General features: G+C 39.7%; 15 protein-coding genes. 7 read left to right on the top strand and 8 right to left on the bottom strand.

All coding sequences use genetic code 11. The features are described 5' to 3' along the window. Window positions 1-483: 483 nt before the first annotated feature. Together D1B32_RS17580 and D1B32_RS17575 are read right to left on the bottom strand one after the other, a co-directional pair. Window positions 484-1,176, bottom strand: a complete 693-nt coding sequence (locus tag D1B32_RS17580) for a CpsD/CapB family tyrosine-protein kinase (RefSeq protein WP_118890017.1) — start codon at window positions 1,174-1,176, stop codon at window positions 484-486. Next, entirely contained in the window at window positions 1,154-1,918 is a 765-nt protein-coding gene (locus D1B32_RS17575) for a YveK family protein (protein ID WP_118890016.1), read from the bottom strand. Before D1B32_RS17575 ends, D1B32_RS17580 begins: the two co-directional genes overlap by 23 nt. A gap of 510 nt (window positions 1,919-2,428) precedes the next feature. Between D1B32_RS17575 and D1B32_RS17570 the strand changes: the two genes are divergently transcribed. Then, the gene (locus D1B32_RS17570; RefSeq protein WP_118890015.1) at window positions 2,429-3,484 is read left to right on the top strand and encodes a C40 family peptidase; all 1,056 of its coding nucleotides are present in this window, start codon (window positions 2,429-2,431) and stop codon (window positions 3,482-3,484) included. Between the two features lie 513 nt (window positions 3,485-3,997). Here D1B32_RS17570 and D1B32_RS17565 read toward each other — a convergent pair. From D1B32_RS17565 to D1B32_RS17550, 4 genes are all read right to left on the bottom strand, one after another. Then, window positions 3,998-4,969 carry a nuclease-related domain-containing protein gene (locus D1B32_RS17565; protein ID WP_118890014.1) on the bottom strand — a complete coding sequence of 324 codons (972 nt, stop codon included), beginning with the start codon at window positions 4,967-4,969 and terminating at the stop codon, window positions 3,998-4,000. Between the two features lie 233 nt (window positions 4,970-5,202). Beyond that, the gene (locus D1B32_RS17560) at window positions 5,203-5,664 is read right to left on the bottom strand and encodes a hypothetical protein (RefSeq protein ID WP_118890013.1); all 462 of its coding nucleotides are present in this window, start codon (window positions 5,662-5,664) and stop codon (window positions 5,203-5,205) included. Between the two features lie 25 nt (window positions 5,665-5,689). Beyond that, the gene (locus tag D1B32_RS17555; protein WP_118890012.1) at window positions 5,690-6,700 is read right to left on the bottom strand and encodes a DUF3231 family protein; all 1,011 of its coding nucleotides are present in this window, start codon (window positions 6,698-6,700) and stop codon (window positions 5,690-5,692) included. 308 nt (window positions 6,701-7,008) lie between these two features. Then, entirely contained in the window at window positions 7,009-7,407 is a 399-nt protein-coding gene (locus D1B32_RS17550) for a secondary thiamine-phosphate synthase enzyme YjbQ (RefSeq protein ID WP_168927298.1), read from the bottom strand. A 130-nt stretch (window positions 7,408-7,537) separates the two neighbouring features. Here D1B32_RS17550 and D1B32_RS17545 point away from each other — a divergent pair, with 130 nt between their 5' ends. The 5 genes from D1B32_RS17545 to rpsN all read left to right on the top strand — a co-directional run bounded on the left by D1B32_RS17545 (window position 7,538) and on the right by rpsN (window position 12,791). Next, entirely contained in the window at window positions 7,538-8,848 is a 1,311-nt protein-coding gene (locus D1B32_RS17545; protein WP_118890011.1) for an alpha/beta hydrolase, read from the top strand. An 18-nt stretch (window positions 8,849-8,866) separates the two neighbouring features. Continuing rightward, a complete protein-coding gene (locus tag D1B32_RS17540) occupies window positions 8,867-9,340 on the top strand; it encodes a DUF3887 domain-containing protein (RefSeq protein WP_118890010.1) in 474 nt (157 codons plus the stop codon). Between the two features lie 647 nt (window positions 9,341-9,987). Then, window positions 9,988-11,379, top strand: a complete 1,392-nt coding sequence (locus D1B32_RS17535; protein ID WP_118890009.1) for a metal ABC transporter solute-binding protein, Zn/Mn family — start codon at window positions 9,988-9,990, stop codon at window positions 11,377-11,379. Window positions 11,380-11,503: 124 nt separating this feature from the next. Beyond that, the gene (locus D1B32_RS17530; protein WP_118890008.1) at window positions 11,504-12,484 is read left to right on the top strand and encodes a CobW family GTP-binding protein; all 981 of its coding nucleotides are present in this window, start codon (window positions 11,504-11,506) and stop codon (window positions 12,482-12,484) included. Window positions 12,485-12,521: 37 nt separating this feature from the next. Then, window positions 12,522-12,791 carry a 30S ribosomal protein S14 gene (rpsN, locus tag D1B32_RS17525; RefSeq protein WP_095308323.1) on the top strand — a complete coding sequence of 90 codons (270 nt, stop codon included), beginning with the start codon at window positions 12,522-12,524 and terminating at the stop codon, window positions 12,789-12,791. Window positions 12,792-12,848: 57 nt separating this feature from the next. On the opposite strand, the gene D1B32_RS17520 is transcribed toward rpsN, so the two are convergent. Next, entirely contained in the window at window positions 12,849-13,817 is a 969-nt protein-coding gene (locus D1B32_RS17520) for a ring-cleaving dioxygenase (RefSeq protein WP_118890007.1), read from the bottom strand. Between the two features lie 215 nt (window positions 13,818-14,032). On the opposite strand from D1B32_RS17520, the gene D1B32_RS17515 reads away from it, so the two are divergent. Continuing rightward, complete coding sequence (locus D1B32_RS17515; RefSeq protein ID WP_118890006.1) at window positions 14,033-14,404, top strand: hypothetical protein; 372 nt, start codon at window positions 14,033-14,035, stop codon at window positions 14,402-14,404. Window positions 14,405-14,499: 95 nt separating this feature from the next. On the opposite strand, the gene D1B32_RS17510 is transcribed toward D1B32_RS17515, so the two are convergent. After that, window positions 14,500-16,413 (bottom strand): vWA domain-containing protein, encoded by a 1,914-nt coding sequence (locus D1B32_RS17510; protein WP_118890005.1) that lies wholly within the window; start codon window positions 16,411-16,413, stop codon window positions 14,500-14,502. Window positions 16,414-16,416 lie beyond the last annotated feature (3 nt).

Here is a 16,416-nt window from a genome sequence, read left to right as displayed (position 1 = left end):
ATTTTTTGAAAAAATTAATTAGTTAAAATTATACAAGAATCGATGTATGTTTACAATTACTCCCTAGCAATTTAATCCTTTAGTAACATAAAGCGCAATTCGGAATAGAAAGCAAGCAGATCATTAAAAATAGCCACCATATATCATTCGGTAAGGAGGCTATTTTTTTGGGTTATGTAATTCTCCTTTATTAATATGAAGTGTCATCGGATGCAAAACACGGACGATGTATACGTGAAAAATATTTCGACGCCAATACAAATTGATGAATGGCATTTGGTATCCCACTATGTATGATGTAATTTTTGGAAGTTAACTAAGCATTTTTACCTATGAATATTTTATCATATGAAATTGTAAAAATATAGGTATTTATAGTCACGAAAAAGTCACGGAAATGTAATAAAAATAGTTTTTAGTCATATTTTTTCATGAAAAAACTCCTTATCAGCGCATAGGATGATAAGGAGTTTCTTATTCGTATTAACTTCCATAATAGTAGTAGTGATTTGATTCCTTCTTGTCCCGGTCATTTAGAACGGTACCAAGGACTTTGGCATTCACTGCCTTTAATGATTCAACTGCCTTTTGTGCTGATTCTGTCTCCGTGCTTTTGCTGCGTACTACGAGAATCGATCCATCAACGAAAGCAGATAGAATTTGTGCATCTGTTACCGCAAGAACTGGTGGAGTATCAAAAATAATCACATCATAAAGCTCACGCGCTTCAGCTATCATTCGCTGCATTCGTTTCGAACCAAGCAGCTCAGAAGGATTCGGCGGGATTGGACCACAAGAGATTAAGTCTAAGTCCTGTACCGCGCTCGGAACGACTGCTTCCTGCAAGGGAATATCTCCAACAAGCACATTGCTAAGTCCTTTTAGATTATCCAGGCGGAATGTATAATGGATGGTTGGCTTACGTAAATCCGCATCAATTAAAAGTACCTTTTTACCCTGCTGCGCATATACAACTGCAAGATTCGCTGTCGTCATCGACTTTCCTTCCGATGGACCAGCTGAAGTTAACAGCAATGTTTGAATCTCTTCATCCGCGGAAGCAAATTGCAGGTTTGTACGAACGGTACGATATTGCTCTGAAATTGGTGAGCGTGGACTTATTTTCGTAATTAGGTGACGCATTTTATTATTTTTAAACTGTCTTTTTCGCGCCATCTAGACCACCCCTTACCGTTCTGATTTCACGAGCCTCGAAATTCTCCGTACGCATATCTTTTTCATCAATATGAGAGATAACCCCAAGTACAGGAATTCCAAGTTTCTGCTCAATATCCTCTTCTGATTTAATCGTGTTATCTAAGTATTCTAGTAAGAATGCAATCCCAACACCAATCATGGCACCTAGAACAATTGCGATTGCAATATTCAGAATCGGATTCGGTGCTACTGGTGAAGGATTTTCAGCTAATTGTGCCTCCGATAAAATTGACACGTTATCAACATTCATCAAGTCTGGAATTTTATCTTGAAAAACTTCAACCGTCGTATTCGCAATTTCTGTCGCTAGAGCTGGGTCTGGATCTGTTGCAGTTACGGTTACAACCTGTGAATTATCAGCACTTGCAACTTGAAGCTTTCCTGCTAATTGACTACTGCTTATATCTAAATTCAATTCTTCTATTACAGGCTCAAGGACTGCTGGACTTGTAATTATTACGTTGTATGTATTAATTAACTCCACATTTGTTCTGACATCTGCTTGCGTAAGCTGTGCATTCATGTCGGTATTGTTGCTTTGCGTTACAAGAAACTGCGAACTGTTTTCATATGTTGGTGTTAAGACAAAATAGCTAATGATTGCTGCTACGAGTGCCGCCCCCAACATTAAGGCAATAATCATTAACAAGCGTTTCTTGATGACCTCAAAAATCTCTTTGAGGGATATCGTTTCCTCCATTGCTGTACCTCCATTGTATTCGGTCCACCCCTGCTTTTGGGGAATGGATGTGTTTTTGGGCTTTCGGATAATGAGTGCTATTTCTAAGCTATAATTTTTTTACCCTATATCTATTTCGACATTATAAAGGGAATTATAACATATTTCCATAACTTTTCAGAAATAAATTTTTTAGAGAATTTGGACCAGATCGCTTTTTGGTACGATTTTCATTGAGATGAAGGTGTTATTCGGATCGAGTGGTACGTAGATTCGGGATCTGCTAGTTTTGCTTTCGAGTCAATCATGGGCATCATCTTTACCAAACCTTTACATTACAATCATGTTACAAATGTCCTATTAATCTATAATAATTTTGAAATAATAGCTATAATAGTGTTAGTTTCTGTTAGAACATGGATATTCAGAAATAAATTGGCGAATTTTCCAGGATAAAAACATAAACTGCCGAACTGGCAAGTATTTACTGGAATTACTATAACTATTTGATTACAACAGGGGGATAAAAAATTGGCGAACAAGAAAATTATTATGTCGGTTACTGCAAGTGCGGCGATTGCATCAGCTATTTTTGCAGCTGAGGAAGCAGAAGCAGCATCACACAAGGTTAAGAGCGGAGATTCACTATGGAAGATTGCACAGCAATATGGTACAAGCGTATCTGAACTGAGATCGATTAATAATTTGTCATCGGATTTAATTTTCCCGAATCAAGTCATTCAGACTACGAAATCATCTTCGAGCACGGGATCATCATCAAGTACGAATACAAACACTTCAACTAATAAATCTACTACATATACAGTAAAACGAGGGGACACGTTAAGCGGCATTGCCTCCAAACATGGAATCTCATTATCTAACTTGATGAAATGGAACAACTTAAACACAACCTTAATTTACCCTGGGAATAAGCTTGTTGTAAGTAAGAACGGATCGTCTACTGGAAATTCTGGTTCATCTAGTTCATCCGGCAATTCTTCAAGCTCATCTTCTGTCTACACCGTTAAATCAGGCGACACGTTATCACGTATTGCTGCACGACATGGTGTTACAGTTAGCAACTTGAAAAAATGGAATAACTTAAGCTCCGATCTCATTTTAATCGGACAGAAGCTAAGTATCGGAAGTAGTTCAAATGGCTCATCCGGATCTAACTCAGGCGGAAGTTCAAACAATGCTCCAGCAACTGATGTAAGCTACAATGTGGACAAGCTTATTAGCACAGCTAAAAGCATGAGCGGCGTCAAATATGTATGGGGTGGTTCTACACCGAGCGGATTCGATTGTAGTGGATTTATCTACTATGTATACAAACAAGCTGGGATGGACTTGCCTAGAACATCAGCAGCAGGCTACTTCGACCGTTCCTTTTACGTGAACACACCACAGGTAGGAGACCTTGTATTCTTTGAAGGAACTTATAAATCAGGCATCTCTCATATGGGAGTCTATCTCGGAAACAACCAATTTATCCACGCAGGAACATCAAACGGCGTACAAATTACGAGCTTAGACAATTCCTATTGGAAGAAGCATTTTGATAGCTTTAAAAGATTTTACTAGAATGATAGAAGACCTTCAGCTGCGGCTGGAGGTCTTTTTTTGTGTGCGCGGGGTTGTGCTTTAATTTTCTGTTTGGCGTCATAGCTTGGGTGGATGGTGCGTTAGTTTTGTGTTTGGCGTCATAGCGTGCGGCGAGGGTGCTTTAATTTTCTGTTTGGTGTCATAGCGTGCGGCGAGGGTGCTTTAATTTTGTCTTTGGTGTCATAGCTTGGGCGGATGGTGAGGTAATTTTTTGTTTGGTGTCGTAGCTTGAGTCTATAGTGCTTTAATTTTCTGTTTGGTGTCATAGCCTGAGGCGAGGGTGCTTTAATTTTGTCTTTGGTGTCATAGCTTGGGCGGATGGGTGCTTTAATTTTGCGTTTGGTGTCATAGCTTGGGCGGATGGTGCGTTAATTTTGCGTTTGGCGTCATAGCGTGCAGCGAGGTGTGCGTTAATTTTCTGTTTGGTGTCGTATCGTAGTCGGATGGTGCGTTAATTTTGCGTTTGGTGTCGTAGCGTGGGGTGAGGGTACGTTATTTCTGCTTATTTTTTATCCATCTTTTATTTGCTGGTTCATAGGTTAGATTTATATTCTTTAATGCTTTGTTTACCATGTGTCGGGAGTTTACCTGGAGGAAATTTTTACATTCCTGATTCGTTATCCATTGGTACAGCAATAAATATTCTTTAATTGCTAGGTGATGTGCGTGTCGATCTTTATGCTCGCATTTTGGGCACACCCAATTTCTGGGTGTCCGCTGCATTGCAAGCATGTCACAGCTCGTGCACTTTACGCCGTTCACTAAGTCCTCTCTTTTGATCTCATGCTCTTTCATAATATCTCGGTCAAAGTCAATGCATTTCTTTAAAATCATATGTCCGATTTTTTGATGGATGATTTTGTTCGTGTTCTCAAGCTTTTTTTCAATGTCTAGTATGATGTGGGGAATCCGTTCGCCGTGTGCAACTACTTTGGCTATTGGCTCTGTATCTCCTATAACTTTTATTATGGTGGAAGGTTCGCTTATTGCGACGAAATAATAGATGGGAATGTTTGTGAAGCCGTTATGATGGAGCCAGTTTTGAAGTTTAAGCTGTTGTAATTCTACCTGTGTAATGGGGTGGCTAAACCCTGTCTCTTTCTTGCCGTCTTCTCGAATAAACTGGTTAAGTGTTGTATCAAAAATAATTGTGCCACTATAGTTTTTCACTTCAACGATATAAATTGCGTGCTGCGAAATGATAATATTATCAAGCTGAACACTTTTCCCATCCAGTTTTAAACAGACATCCTGGAGAATCGTAGTGATCTGTTCAAGAAATTGCAGATAATAATCGACCTTCACTTCACCCATATATCCTTTCATGTATTTTCCATACGCTCTATCGATCTGCTGAACTCTAGGAAAAGTACTCTTTAAACGTGTTCGCAGTATTTCATATTTACGTAGTATCAAAGGTTTCGTGCGCTTTCTTATTATCATCCCATCGTTCCTCTCTATCATTAATTTTTCTCTCCTTAATATATACTGGATAAGCAATGTGTACAAAAGGACAAATTAAAAAAACATGTTCTATTCAGACCATGAAAAACAAATCATTCTTAACGAGAAATTAAAAACTTAGAGTGGAAGATGGCTAATAACTGCATTTTAAGGAAATTATTGAAACTGCTTCTTGCTATTTTTCAAGCCAAAAAATCTTCCGAACAGTATTTCGAAGGCGTTTTTTGTTCCATTTAATTCGTTGCTTTTAGCAAGATTGTTTGTAATATAAATCCCACAATCACCCCTGGGATAATCCCTAAAGTGGAAAGCCAGATTGGCCCTAATAGTACGCCAAATAGTGTTAATTCAGACGAAAACATACATGCAAAGGTAACAAAATAGGCGGAAAATACAAACGGTAAAAAGGAAAAGGCTCGCTTTCCTCCTCCCGCATCTTTATACGCATCCCACATTGCAAAGAAATATACACAAGGATAAAACAGAATCCATTGATAATCCGCTTCCTGAATTGCTTGTTCTATTTTTCCATGGTAGCTTAGCACGACAACATTATTAAGATGTCCCTGCAAATTAATCAAAATCTCTAAAAAAATCACCATGATTCCTTTGAAGTATTTTTTATTTAATAACTGACCAAATCCTGGAAATGCAATACTCCATAAAAGTTTCTCAACTGCGCCCTTATCTGCCATAACATTTCATTATACCACCTTGCCATCAATTATCTTTTGCTAAATCATGACGATTTGGAGCCATTGGAGGCTGTTCTAACCATTGGTTTTTGATCATGATATTAGCCCCGTCCTCAGAAAGCTTCTGGATCTCAAGTGATAACCTGTTATACATTACACCTAAATCCATTCTGGGGCTTACAGAAATGCTTGTACCATAAAAGCCAACACTTAAAGCAATCAAAGCGGTAGTATAATACATCATTAATCGATCCGAAAATGTGTATGCAGTACTGGTTGTTATATCTGCATCCCATGTCATCGCAACAGGCAAATTGCTTTCCTTTAATTTTCCGCTAAACAAATCAATATGCTTTTTAGCAACTTCAATACATCTCATCATAAATTTGGTGACATCTTTCGATCGGGAAACTTGGCTGAATCCAGTTAATGTTGCCGTTCCTAAAGCATTTCTCTGGATATTTGAATAAAGAGAAGCCACTTCTAAGGCTATTAATGGCCTTTTTTCGCCAATTATGTCCCACATAAAAGCTTGTTTTTTCACAAATTCAATTTCTTTATGATTAGACACGTATGGCGCTCGAATATAAATCCCTTTTTCTAACAATAAATCCTTTGACATCTCGAATAATTCCATTGTCTCAGTCAAACATTCTTTATAATAAGCTGTAATGTCTGACCTTACTGAAGAGTACAAGCTAGTTGATATGAGCGAAAGTCCTATTCCAGCCATTTGTTCGATAAAATTTAATACAAAGCCATCAGAATATAATCTGGGTGCGGTTAAATCAACATCTCCCTCAACCGAAAAGCCAATAGGGACTTTATGCTTTTCCTCTGTAAGAATCGAACTGATTTTTTGTACATGGGATTGAGATAATTTCAAAGCATGTTCAATAACCGACTTAATTTCCTCATCTTCAGCCTTCTCCAAAAAAAAGCTTAATGCACATACACTTGCACTCTCTTCCATGTATTGATAAAGAAGCTGTGATAGCTCTCCCGATGTCAGCCTTATTTGTTTTTCCTGTTCCACACAAAACCCTCCATTGTAGAATAACTTTTATTCGTAGTTATCCTTTGTCATTAATGGTAAAGTATGCAGGTGTTTTTCTAAAATTACTGCAAAAAAATTAGGATATATTTTGTTACGAAAATATATTTAGTACCGAGACAGCAATTATAAAGCTATTTATTATAGGTAGATCAAAAACCAAAAATCGGCCTACTAAAATAAAATCCCCCTTCAGCTCAAAATGTCTACTTGATAGGGCATGTTCAACAAGTAAAGTCGAGGCAGTTCCGTACATTGCCTCAACTTTTACTTGCACACGCCTTTACATTTTAACCCGCCATTATTTTCACGTAAAAGTGCCGTTCTCTTGGCCCATCAAATTCGCAGAAATATACACTTTGCCATGTGCCTAATATGGGCTGCCCATCTGAAATGATTAAGGTTTCACTTGCTCCGATTACAGAGGATTTCATATGGCCGTCCGAGTTTCCTTCCATATGAATGTATTCCTGCTTGTTCGGAAATGTTTCATCCAGACCGAGTTTAAGATCTGTTTTCACATCGGGATCAGCGTTTTCGTTAATGGTAATTGCTGCTGTTGTATGCGGACAGAAGATAAGCATAATTCCATCTTGGACATTGCTTTCAGTCAATGCTTCTTCTAAATAATGGTCTAGATTTGTGAAGGATTGCTTTTCGTTCGTATGGATTGTAAACTTTCTCAACAAAATCAACTCCTAACATTTCTTTTGTCTATCATAGCTAAACTTTCGATCCATTCCAAACATAACATGAAACCTTTTTTATGTAGAATCGTATAGCTGAGTTAGAGGGTTATTTTAGTCTGAGGAGGATATGATGAGGAAATTTCTATTGATTGGACTAGTAATATTAGCCGGTTGTTCGTCCGCTTCGCCTACAGCTGAGGAGAGTGCACGGGAAGTGATTGATCTTCTTGTAAATGAAGATTTTGAAAAAGTTCATGATGATTTTTTTGGTGAAAAATTGCAAGAATCCACTTCACTAAAGGAATTGGAACAAGTTTGGAAAGCTGAAGCAAGTGGAACATTTATTGGAGTGGGATCTTTGGAATCTTCCGAAAGGGGTGACGCTTATCAAGTTGTTGAAGCTGAAATCGAGTATAGTGAAGTAATTTTTCAATTACGTTTGACATTCGATGAAGCGCTTCAATTGGTTGGAATGAATTTATCTCCTGGAGGGGTAAATGTTGATGTACCGGACAGTGTCACGGAGGAGCAAGTAACAGTCGGCCAAGGAACTGAATATGAGCTGGAAGGAACACTAACACTACCGAAGCAACATCAGGAGCTGGGTGATCTGCCAGGGGTTGTACTCGTTCATGGCTCAGGTCCTAGCGATAGAGATGAAGCTGTCTTCGGTTATAAGCCTTTCCGTGATATTGCTTGGGGTCTTGCTGAACAAGGGATTGCAGTATTAAGGTACGATAAACGAACGTATACCTATGGCAGCACAATGTCCCCCGATGAATTGCAGTCCTTAACTGTTTACGAGGAAACCGTTGAAGATGCTGTTCGAGCTGCTGAGCTGTTAAAACATGATTCGCGCATTGATTCGAATAGCGTTTACTTAGGCGGACATAGTCTCGGTGGGATGCTCGCCCCAAGAATTGACCTAGAGGGAGATTTTGCTGGTCTTATTATACTCGCAGGTTCACCGAGGAGTTTATGGGAGATTATTTATGATCAAAGTATGGATATGTATGAAGATGAGAACCAGATAGCGTTTGTGCAAGCGGAATATGAAAAAGCAAAAGGGTTAAAGGATATGACAGAGGATGAGGCTTTATCAGAAACGCTGTTTGGTCTCCCTGCCTATTACTTTCAAGAAATGGATACCTTTGATGCAGGAGCTTTAGCTGCAGAGTCCGAAAAACCTCTATTGCTTTTGCAAGGAGAAGATGATTTCCAAGTTTACGTCGATAAGGATTTTGCATTATGGCAGGAAGCCTTAGCTGACAAAGAAAATGCAACATTTATTAGCTATCCCGGACTGAATCATTTTTTCGTTGACTATGATGGTCCTGATGCAGGAACAATTGCCGAATACGAACATCCTGGTGTTGTCGATAAGCATGTAATAGAAACAATAGCAGATTGGATTCTGGAGCAAACGAACAAATCACAATGATAGAAAGGTGAGCCTAATATGAAGAAGCTTTTCTTTATCTTACTAGCACTATTAGTTTTAATGGGATGTGGCGAACCAACAGGTGACCAGGCTTCTGAAAATGCAACCGATAGCAGCACTTCGGATGAACAAAATGAAGATACAGATGATGCGGCGGATTCTAGTGAAAAGAACGGTTCAGATGAAGATACAGAAGAGATAGTCACTCTTGCGGAAGAATTTATCGGGCAGCTTGCTAATGGAGAATTCGAAACAGCAACCCAACATTTTAACGGAACGATGGAAGCAGAACTCACACCTGTCGCACTCGATGAATTATGGGTGGCACTTGAGGATCAGCTCGGTGGATTCATCGACCAAGAATATAGCTCGATTGAACAAGTCGATGACCACCAAGTTGTATTAATTGATGGACTTTTCGAAAGTGCCGATGTCGTATTTAGTGTAACGTTTGACAATAACAATCAAATTGCTGGTTTTTACATTCAATAAAATGATGGAGAGCTTAAAACTCTCCATCTTAGCCCCAAACTAAATTTTATCGCATCACCTCAATTTAAATTAACGCGCTAACGTATCTCGCTTGGTTTGGACACCTAAATCATATTTAACGCACCATCGCACACCGCTAAAACACCTTCATCCAATTTAACGCACTATCGCATCTCGCTAAGACACCTTAATCATATTTAACGCACCATCGCAACTCACTATGACACCTTAATCAAAATTACAGCACCATCACTCACCGCCAGGACACCCTAATCCAATTTAACGCACTATCTCATCCTACTATGACACCTATATCAAAATTACAACACCATCACTCATCGCCAGGACGCCCTAATCCAATTTAACGCACCATCGCATCTCGATAAGACACCTAAATCATATCTAACGCACCATCGCACACCGCTAAGACACCTATATCATATTTAACGCACCATCACACCCCGCTAAGACACCTATATCATATCTAACGCACCATCGCACCTCACTATAACACCTATATCAATTTCATCGCTCCGCTCTCACTATCTAACGAAAAAACAAATCGTAACAATTACTGTTTACAAATCGTAATGATTACGATATGATAGGAAATATTAAAAATACAAAACAAGAAAGGAATACGATAAATGAAAATTATCCAGGCTTTATTTATTTTTAGTTTTACAGCATTTTTAATGATTGGTTGTTCATCAACTGAAGAGGATCCAGCCAATGCCAATAATTCAGATAAGCTTACTGTATATACGTCTGTTTATCCATTTCAGTATGCTGTGGAGCAAATTGGCGGCGATTCTGTTGAAGCCAAAACCGTTTATCCACCTGGCGCAGATGCACATACATATGAGCCAACATCCAAAGATATGACGGCAATTGCTGATAGTGATGCATTTATTTTTATAGGTGATGGTATGGAGGGCTTTGCGACAAGTGCAGCAGATGCGCTTGCTAATCAAGATGTAGAATTAATTGAAATCGGAAAGTATAAAGAGCTTTTCCATGGGCATGGTGGCGGCGATAATCACGATCATAGCGATCATACCGAGGATGGACATAATCATGGGGAAGACAGTCATGGGCATGATGAAGATCACGAACACGATGGCAGCGAGCACAATCACGAACATGATAACAGCGAGAACAGCGATACTGAAGATGGCCACGATCATGATGGTCACAGTCACGGAACAACCAGTGATTCACATGAAGAAAATAGTGTTTCCATTACTATCGATGGCCTGGCTGGACATTACCATACTGGCGATTCTATCCAGTTAACCGCCCATTTAAGCGAAGACTCTGACCATGACCATTGGCATTGGTATACATTAGAACCTGGTGCTGATGATTGGGAGACGGTGCCCGATAACGGAACCGCCACATTTGGTGGCGAGGCTACTATTGATGGACAGCAAATTAAAGCAGTCCTCTTCGGAGACGATCATGAAGTAGTAGCAGAATCAGAGGCCGTAACAATTTCAATCGATGATCATACTGGCGATCATGATCCACATCTTTGGATTGATCCATTGCGAATGATCGAAATCTCTCGCATTATCAAAGATGAGCTGATTGCATTAAATCCCGATGCAGAGGCTGATTACAATGCGAATTTTGAAGGATTAGAAGCGGAACTTCTAGGATTGGATAAGGAATTTTCAGAGCTGTTAGCGACCAAAGAAAATAAATATATCATGGTACCGCATGCTGCTTACGGATATTGGGAAGAGCGCTATGGTGTAAAACAAATTGCGATTAGCGGGCTTTCAACAAGTCAAGAGCCGTCGCAAAAGCAATTAACTGAGGTTATAAGCCAGGCAGAGGAACATAATTTGGATTATATTCTCTATGAACAAAACAGTCCAAATCGACTTTCCGAGGTTATCCAGGAACAAATTGGTGCGGAAGATTTAACGATTCATAATCTCTCTGTCCTAACAGATGAAGATATTAAAAATAAGGAAGACTATATTTCCTTAATGCGATATAACTTAGAAATACTCGACCAAGTGACGAAATAATTATGTGTTGCCCTCATTTTTTGGCAGAAAGGAAAGTGTAAAACTTTTCTTTCTGCATAAATGCGACTAAGGCATTTGCCGAATGCCTTAGATTTCTATAGGGCAACTAACTTATGGAGGGAAAATGAATTTGTTACGACAACATAAAATTCCAGTTACGATTCTCACCGGTTTTCTAGGCGCAGGAAAAACCACATTATTAAATCGCATTCTTAATGAAGATTCGCAGCAGAAAACAGCTGTGATTGTGAATGAGTATGGGGATTTATCGATTGATAGTCAGCTGATCACCGATACAAAAGAAGAAATTATTGAAATCAACAGTGGCTGTATTTGCTGCAATGTTCGGGGTGACTTGATTTCTATTCTCTCTTCTATGCTGCGGCAGCAATTAAATGGCGAAGTTCAATTTGACCGGGTCATTATTGAAACGACAGGACTTGCCAATCCAGCACCTGTCGTTCAAACCTTTTTAATGGATGAGGCTATGTCCCGCTGGTTTGAACTAGATAGCGTTTGTACGGTACTTGACTCGAAGCACCTCCCTCAACATATCGATTCAGAGGAATTACAGGAGCAAATCGCCTTTGCAGATGTGCTTATTTTTAATAAAACAGATCTTGTAAATGAAAGAGAACTGAAGAAGCTTCAAACGCGGATTACACAAATGAACCCGAATGCAAACGTAATACACTCTATTAATTGCGATATTAACACCAGTGATATTATTGGCATTCAATCATTTGATCTCGGACACAAGCTTCAAATACACCCCAATTTATTAACGGACGAGCATCATCATCACCATGATACTGTAAACTCTTTTGTATTTACTGACGATCGTCCCCTCAATTTGGATCGTGTAAACAGATGGTTCAGCTATCTCGTGCAAATTAAAGGTGAAAGCCTGTACCGTTATAAAGGAATTCTTCATATTGACGGAATGGATGAACGCGTTGTTTTCCAGGGTGTGCATATGTTATTTTCCGGTACAAATGACCGTCCATGGCTGCCAGCGGAAACGAAGCAAAGTGAAATCGTCTTTATCGGAAAAGACCTGGATAAATATGAATTAGAAAAAGGATTTTACGCTTGTCTGCAATGAACAATCTATTATGAAATAAAAGAAAGAAGGTAATACAGTGGCTAAGAAATCAAAGGTCGCAAAAACAAAGAAGCAACAAGCACTTGTAGAAAAATATGCTGATTTAAGAAGAGAATTAAAAGCTAAAGGGGATTACGAAGCACTTCGCAAACTGCCGAGAGATTCTTCCCCTACGCGACTGAATAATCGCTGTGAAGTAACGGGGCGTCCAAGGGGCTATATGCGAAAATTCGGCATGTCCCGGATTGCTTTTCGAGAATATGCACATAAGGGGCAACTGCCTGGTGTGAAAAAATCGAGCTGGTAGTAAGTGCTCGAGCAAAAAGGGGGCTCCCTCAAACTCTAGGGAGACCCTTTTTTTAAATTACTTCGTATCAAGGGGTTCTAAGCGCGCTTCGATTGCTTCCCGCTGATCTTCGAAGTAAGGCGGCAATGCTAACGATTCACCTAAATGCTCGAATTCCTCATCTGATGTAAATCCAGGACCATCTGTAGAAAGCTCGAATAGGATTCCATTAGGCTCTCTAAAATAAAGTGCTTTAAAGTAAAAACGCTCCACAACACCTGAATTACCAAAGCGTGCTTCTGTGATTCGATCTCGCCATTTTCTCAATTCCTCTTCATTTTCGACACGGAATGCAACGTGATGCACACTACCACGACCAGGACGTTCTTTTGGTAGATCGTTTCGAGTTTCTAGATGGATTTCTGCTCCTGTCCCACCCTCTCCAGTAGAAAAAACTAAAATATCATCTTGCCCCTCAACCAATGATGGATAGCTTCCAACTTGTGTAAATGTTAACAGCTCGGTGAGAACTTTAATTGTTGGTGCTGGATCTTGAACCGTTAATTTTACCGGACCAAGCCCGATAATACCCGTATCCACTGGAACAGGGCTGCGTTTCCAAGGCGTTCCACCTGCAACACCTTGATTTGTTTCATCTGAAACTAAGGTTAAACGCTGTTTCTCTGGGTCACGGAAATGAATGACACCACGCCCCCCCTGCTCCATAATCCCATCATGTTCAACCTCATATTCATTAAAGCGGTTTTCCCAGTAAGTAAGTGCGGCATCATTCGGTACACGTAATGATGTTCCCGAAATGCTGCTCACACCTTGATACGTATTCCCTGCTCGTGGAATCTCAAAAAACGTTAAATCTGTTCCTGGATTCCCTACCTCATCTGCATAAAACAAATGATACATGGATGTATCATCCTGATTTACTGTTTTCTTAACAAGACGCATCCCTAGAACAGTTGTGTAAAAATGGTAATTCGCTTTTGCATTGGCAGTGATCGCTGAAACGTGATGGATTCCTTTTAATTGCATGACTTTTCCTCCTAGGATTTTATTATGAATTAAACTATTTTTAATTAATTTATCTTTAATTAATTATATAGTACAATTTATTTTATTATTTGTCAACAAGCTATAAAATTAACTTAACCGATTATAGCTGGTAAGAAACATAGTCTTATCTGAAAAAAATGTCATATTATGTTCGTCAGCTTCTATGCTATAATACAAACGAGGAGGTGATAAGAATGGACAAGTCGGATCAAATTATTGAAATGCTTGGGGAAATTAAGAGCAAGTTGGATGAGCACAGTCAAATTTTAAAGGAACATAGTCAAATCTTGAATGAACATAGTCAAATTCTCGGAGAGCACAGTCAAACACTAGAAAACCACAGTTCACAATTAAAAGAACACGGGCAAATTCTAACTGCATTGCGTGCGGGACAGGATCATTTAAAAGCAGAATTCGACGGGATGAAACTAGCAAATGCAAAAGAATTTGGAGAATTGAAAGAAGAAATAAATACGATTTCGATCAATCAGGAGCTGCTTCGCGATGACACATGGACAAATAAAGTAGACATACATCGCATCAAGAAAACGATGGGAATGGCCTAACATCACCTCGTTTTGCCTCTTAGAATGAACGCTCCCGAATCTTACCTACACTTAAAAGCAGGTTGGACATCCTATCCAGCCTGCTCTTCTCTTATCTATATGGCTTTTAACAACAGTTTCTTCAAAAGCGGTGCAAAATGCTCCGGTAATTCAGCGACACTTGGTACCATCACACGTTCCCTGCCATAGATATTTTCCATCGTTGCATCTTCACGCTCGCCAATTTCACCATCGGACAAAAACATTCCGATAACATCAATTCCTTTTTTGCGCGCTTCGGAAACAGCGAGATGTGTATCGACAATGCCATTTTGATCATAGCCAGCTGCTGCGGGCTCTCCATCGGAAAATACTAAAAGGAATTTATTTTTCTCGCGTCGTGCTTCTAAATCCTTTAAGGCGACACGAATGCTGAAGCCATCACGATTATCCTCTTCAGGCTCGAGCTGCATGATTTTTGGACCATTGTTTTGATAAAAGGAATCGGTATGGGCATGAATTATATGAAAATAATTTGGCTGATAGCCTTCCCTTACTTCATTCGCATCCTCCCAGAATCCGATGATGGAATGAGGTATTTGTAATTGCTTCAGCACCTCATGAAACAGCACAATTCCTTTTTTCGTTTCTTCCATTTTTCCAACCATGGAAGCCGAACAGTCAATTAGCAATGTAAAAACCGCATCGAATTCTTTCGATTCCTGATCCTTTTTATAAAAAACTCGTGACGTATCATCCAATACAAGCGGCAGTAAGTTTCTCGATAATCGTCCTGCAAGCAGGTCTTTTCGCGGTGTCGTTTTCTTATGTTCGATTGTCTTCTTAATCGTATTTGCAAGCTTGCGGTGGAACAGATCAATTTCCGCTACATATTCTCGGTAAAGCTCCTCATCTTCTCTTGACGGGGCATGCGCCTCTTTTATCAGCTTAACAGCATCAGCATTCTCTTCCCCATAGCTGCTTTCCGATCCTTGCTTCTGGTCCTTCGCCGCCTGCTTATCCACTGCTTCCATCTTCGAATAGTCCTCTTGCTTACTTTCGCCGGACGTTCCTTGAATGGAAGCCATCGCCTGATCGGCATCCTCCGTTTCGCGTGCTCCGCCACCTAGCATGCTTGTTTTCGAACCTTGCTCCAGCTCAAATTGCAGGAAGTTTTGCTTCCGGTCTTCATTTTTATTTTCGCGGTGCCAGGTAGAAAACGTCTCATCGAAGTATTCGCTTTTTTCCTTATCCACCTCGTCTTCATCGTCATTGACCAATTCATCGGTACGAGTTAGCTCATCAAAAAGGGTGTTTTTCGTATAGGTCTCCAGATGGCCAATTGGAAAAATAAAATATTCATTAATGGAATCCTTATAATCGCGGTTCAATCGAAAGACAATTTGCTCGCAAATTCTTACGGTTGCATCCGTACTTCTTGCTTCATAAACAGAATAAAGCAGCGGCTTCAGCTGTTCAAGATGTGACAGCTGCTCCTCATTTGCCCTCGGGAAATTAGGATCCGGACTGTCTGCCTGAATCAGTAAATAAATAAGGCAAAATAATTCATCGAGCGCAAAGCTTCTCGTCACATTTGCTGCTAATTGCATGTCAAAGTAATTTCTTAAATAATTTCTCCGTTTTTTGAACATCGCCACTGTTCCCGGACGGTTTTTTTTCACAATTTCTTCTAATCGAATATCCTCAAGGAGTGCGAATAATTGTGTAGCGAATTTAGGAAGATCGGATTCTTGAATACTTTCCATATATGCTTGCACCGTGGGTATATCAGAATAATGCAGCGTACCAATCGTCCTTAGAAGCACATCCGATTTAAATCCTGCTTCCTTCGTGTCCTGATCCAGCTTACGCCAAATCTGGCTCACTGTAACTCTTTCATCGACTAGGTCAATTTGTGAGCCATAGCTATATTCAAAGTCTAGATTCGGATTTCCAGATAAAACGGTCGCTAGATCCTGTAACTGCATAAAAAGTTTGGTGTCCACTTTCGAATCATGGAAACGGGTCATCCG

Source organism: Oceanobacillus profundus, from assembly GCF_003515705.1.
GTDB lineage: Bacteria > Bacillota > Bacilli > Bacillales > Amphibacillaceae > Oceanobacillus > Oceanobacillus profundus.
The sequence above is the reverse complement of the archived record's forward strand: the minus strand, read 5'-3'. Positions and strand labels throughout refer to the sequence as shown.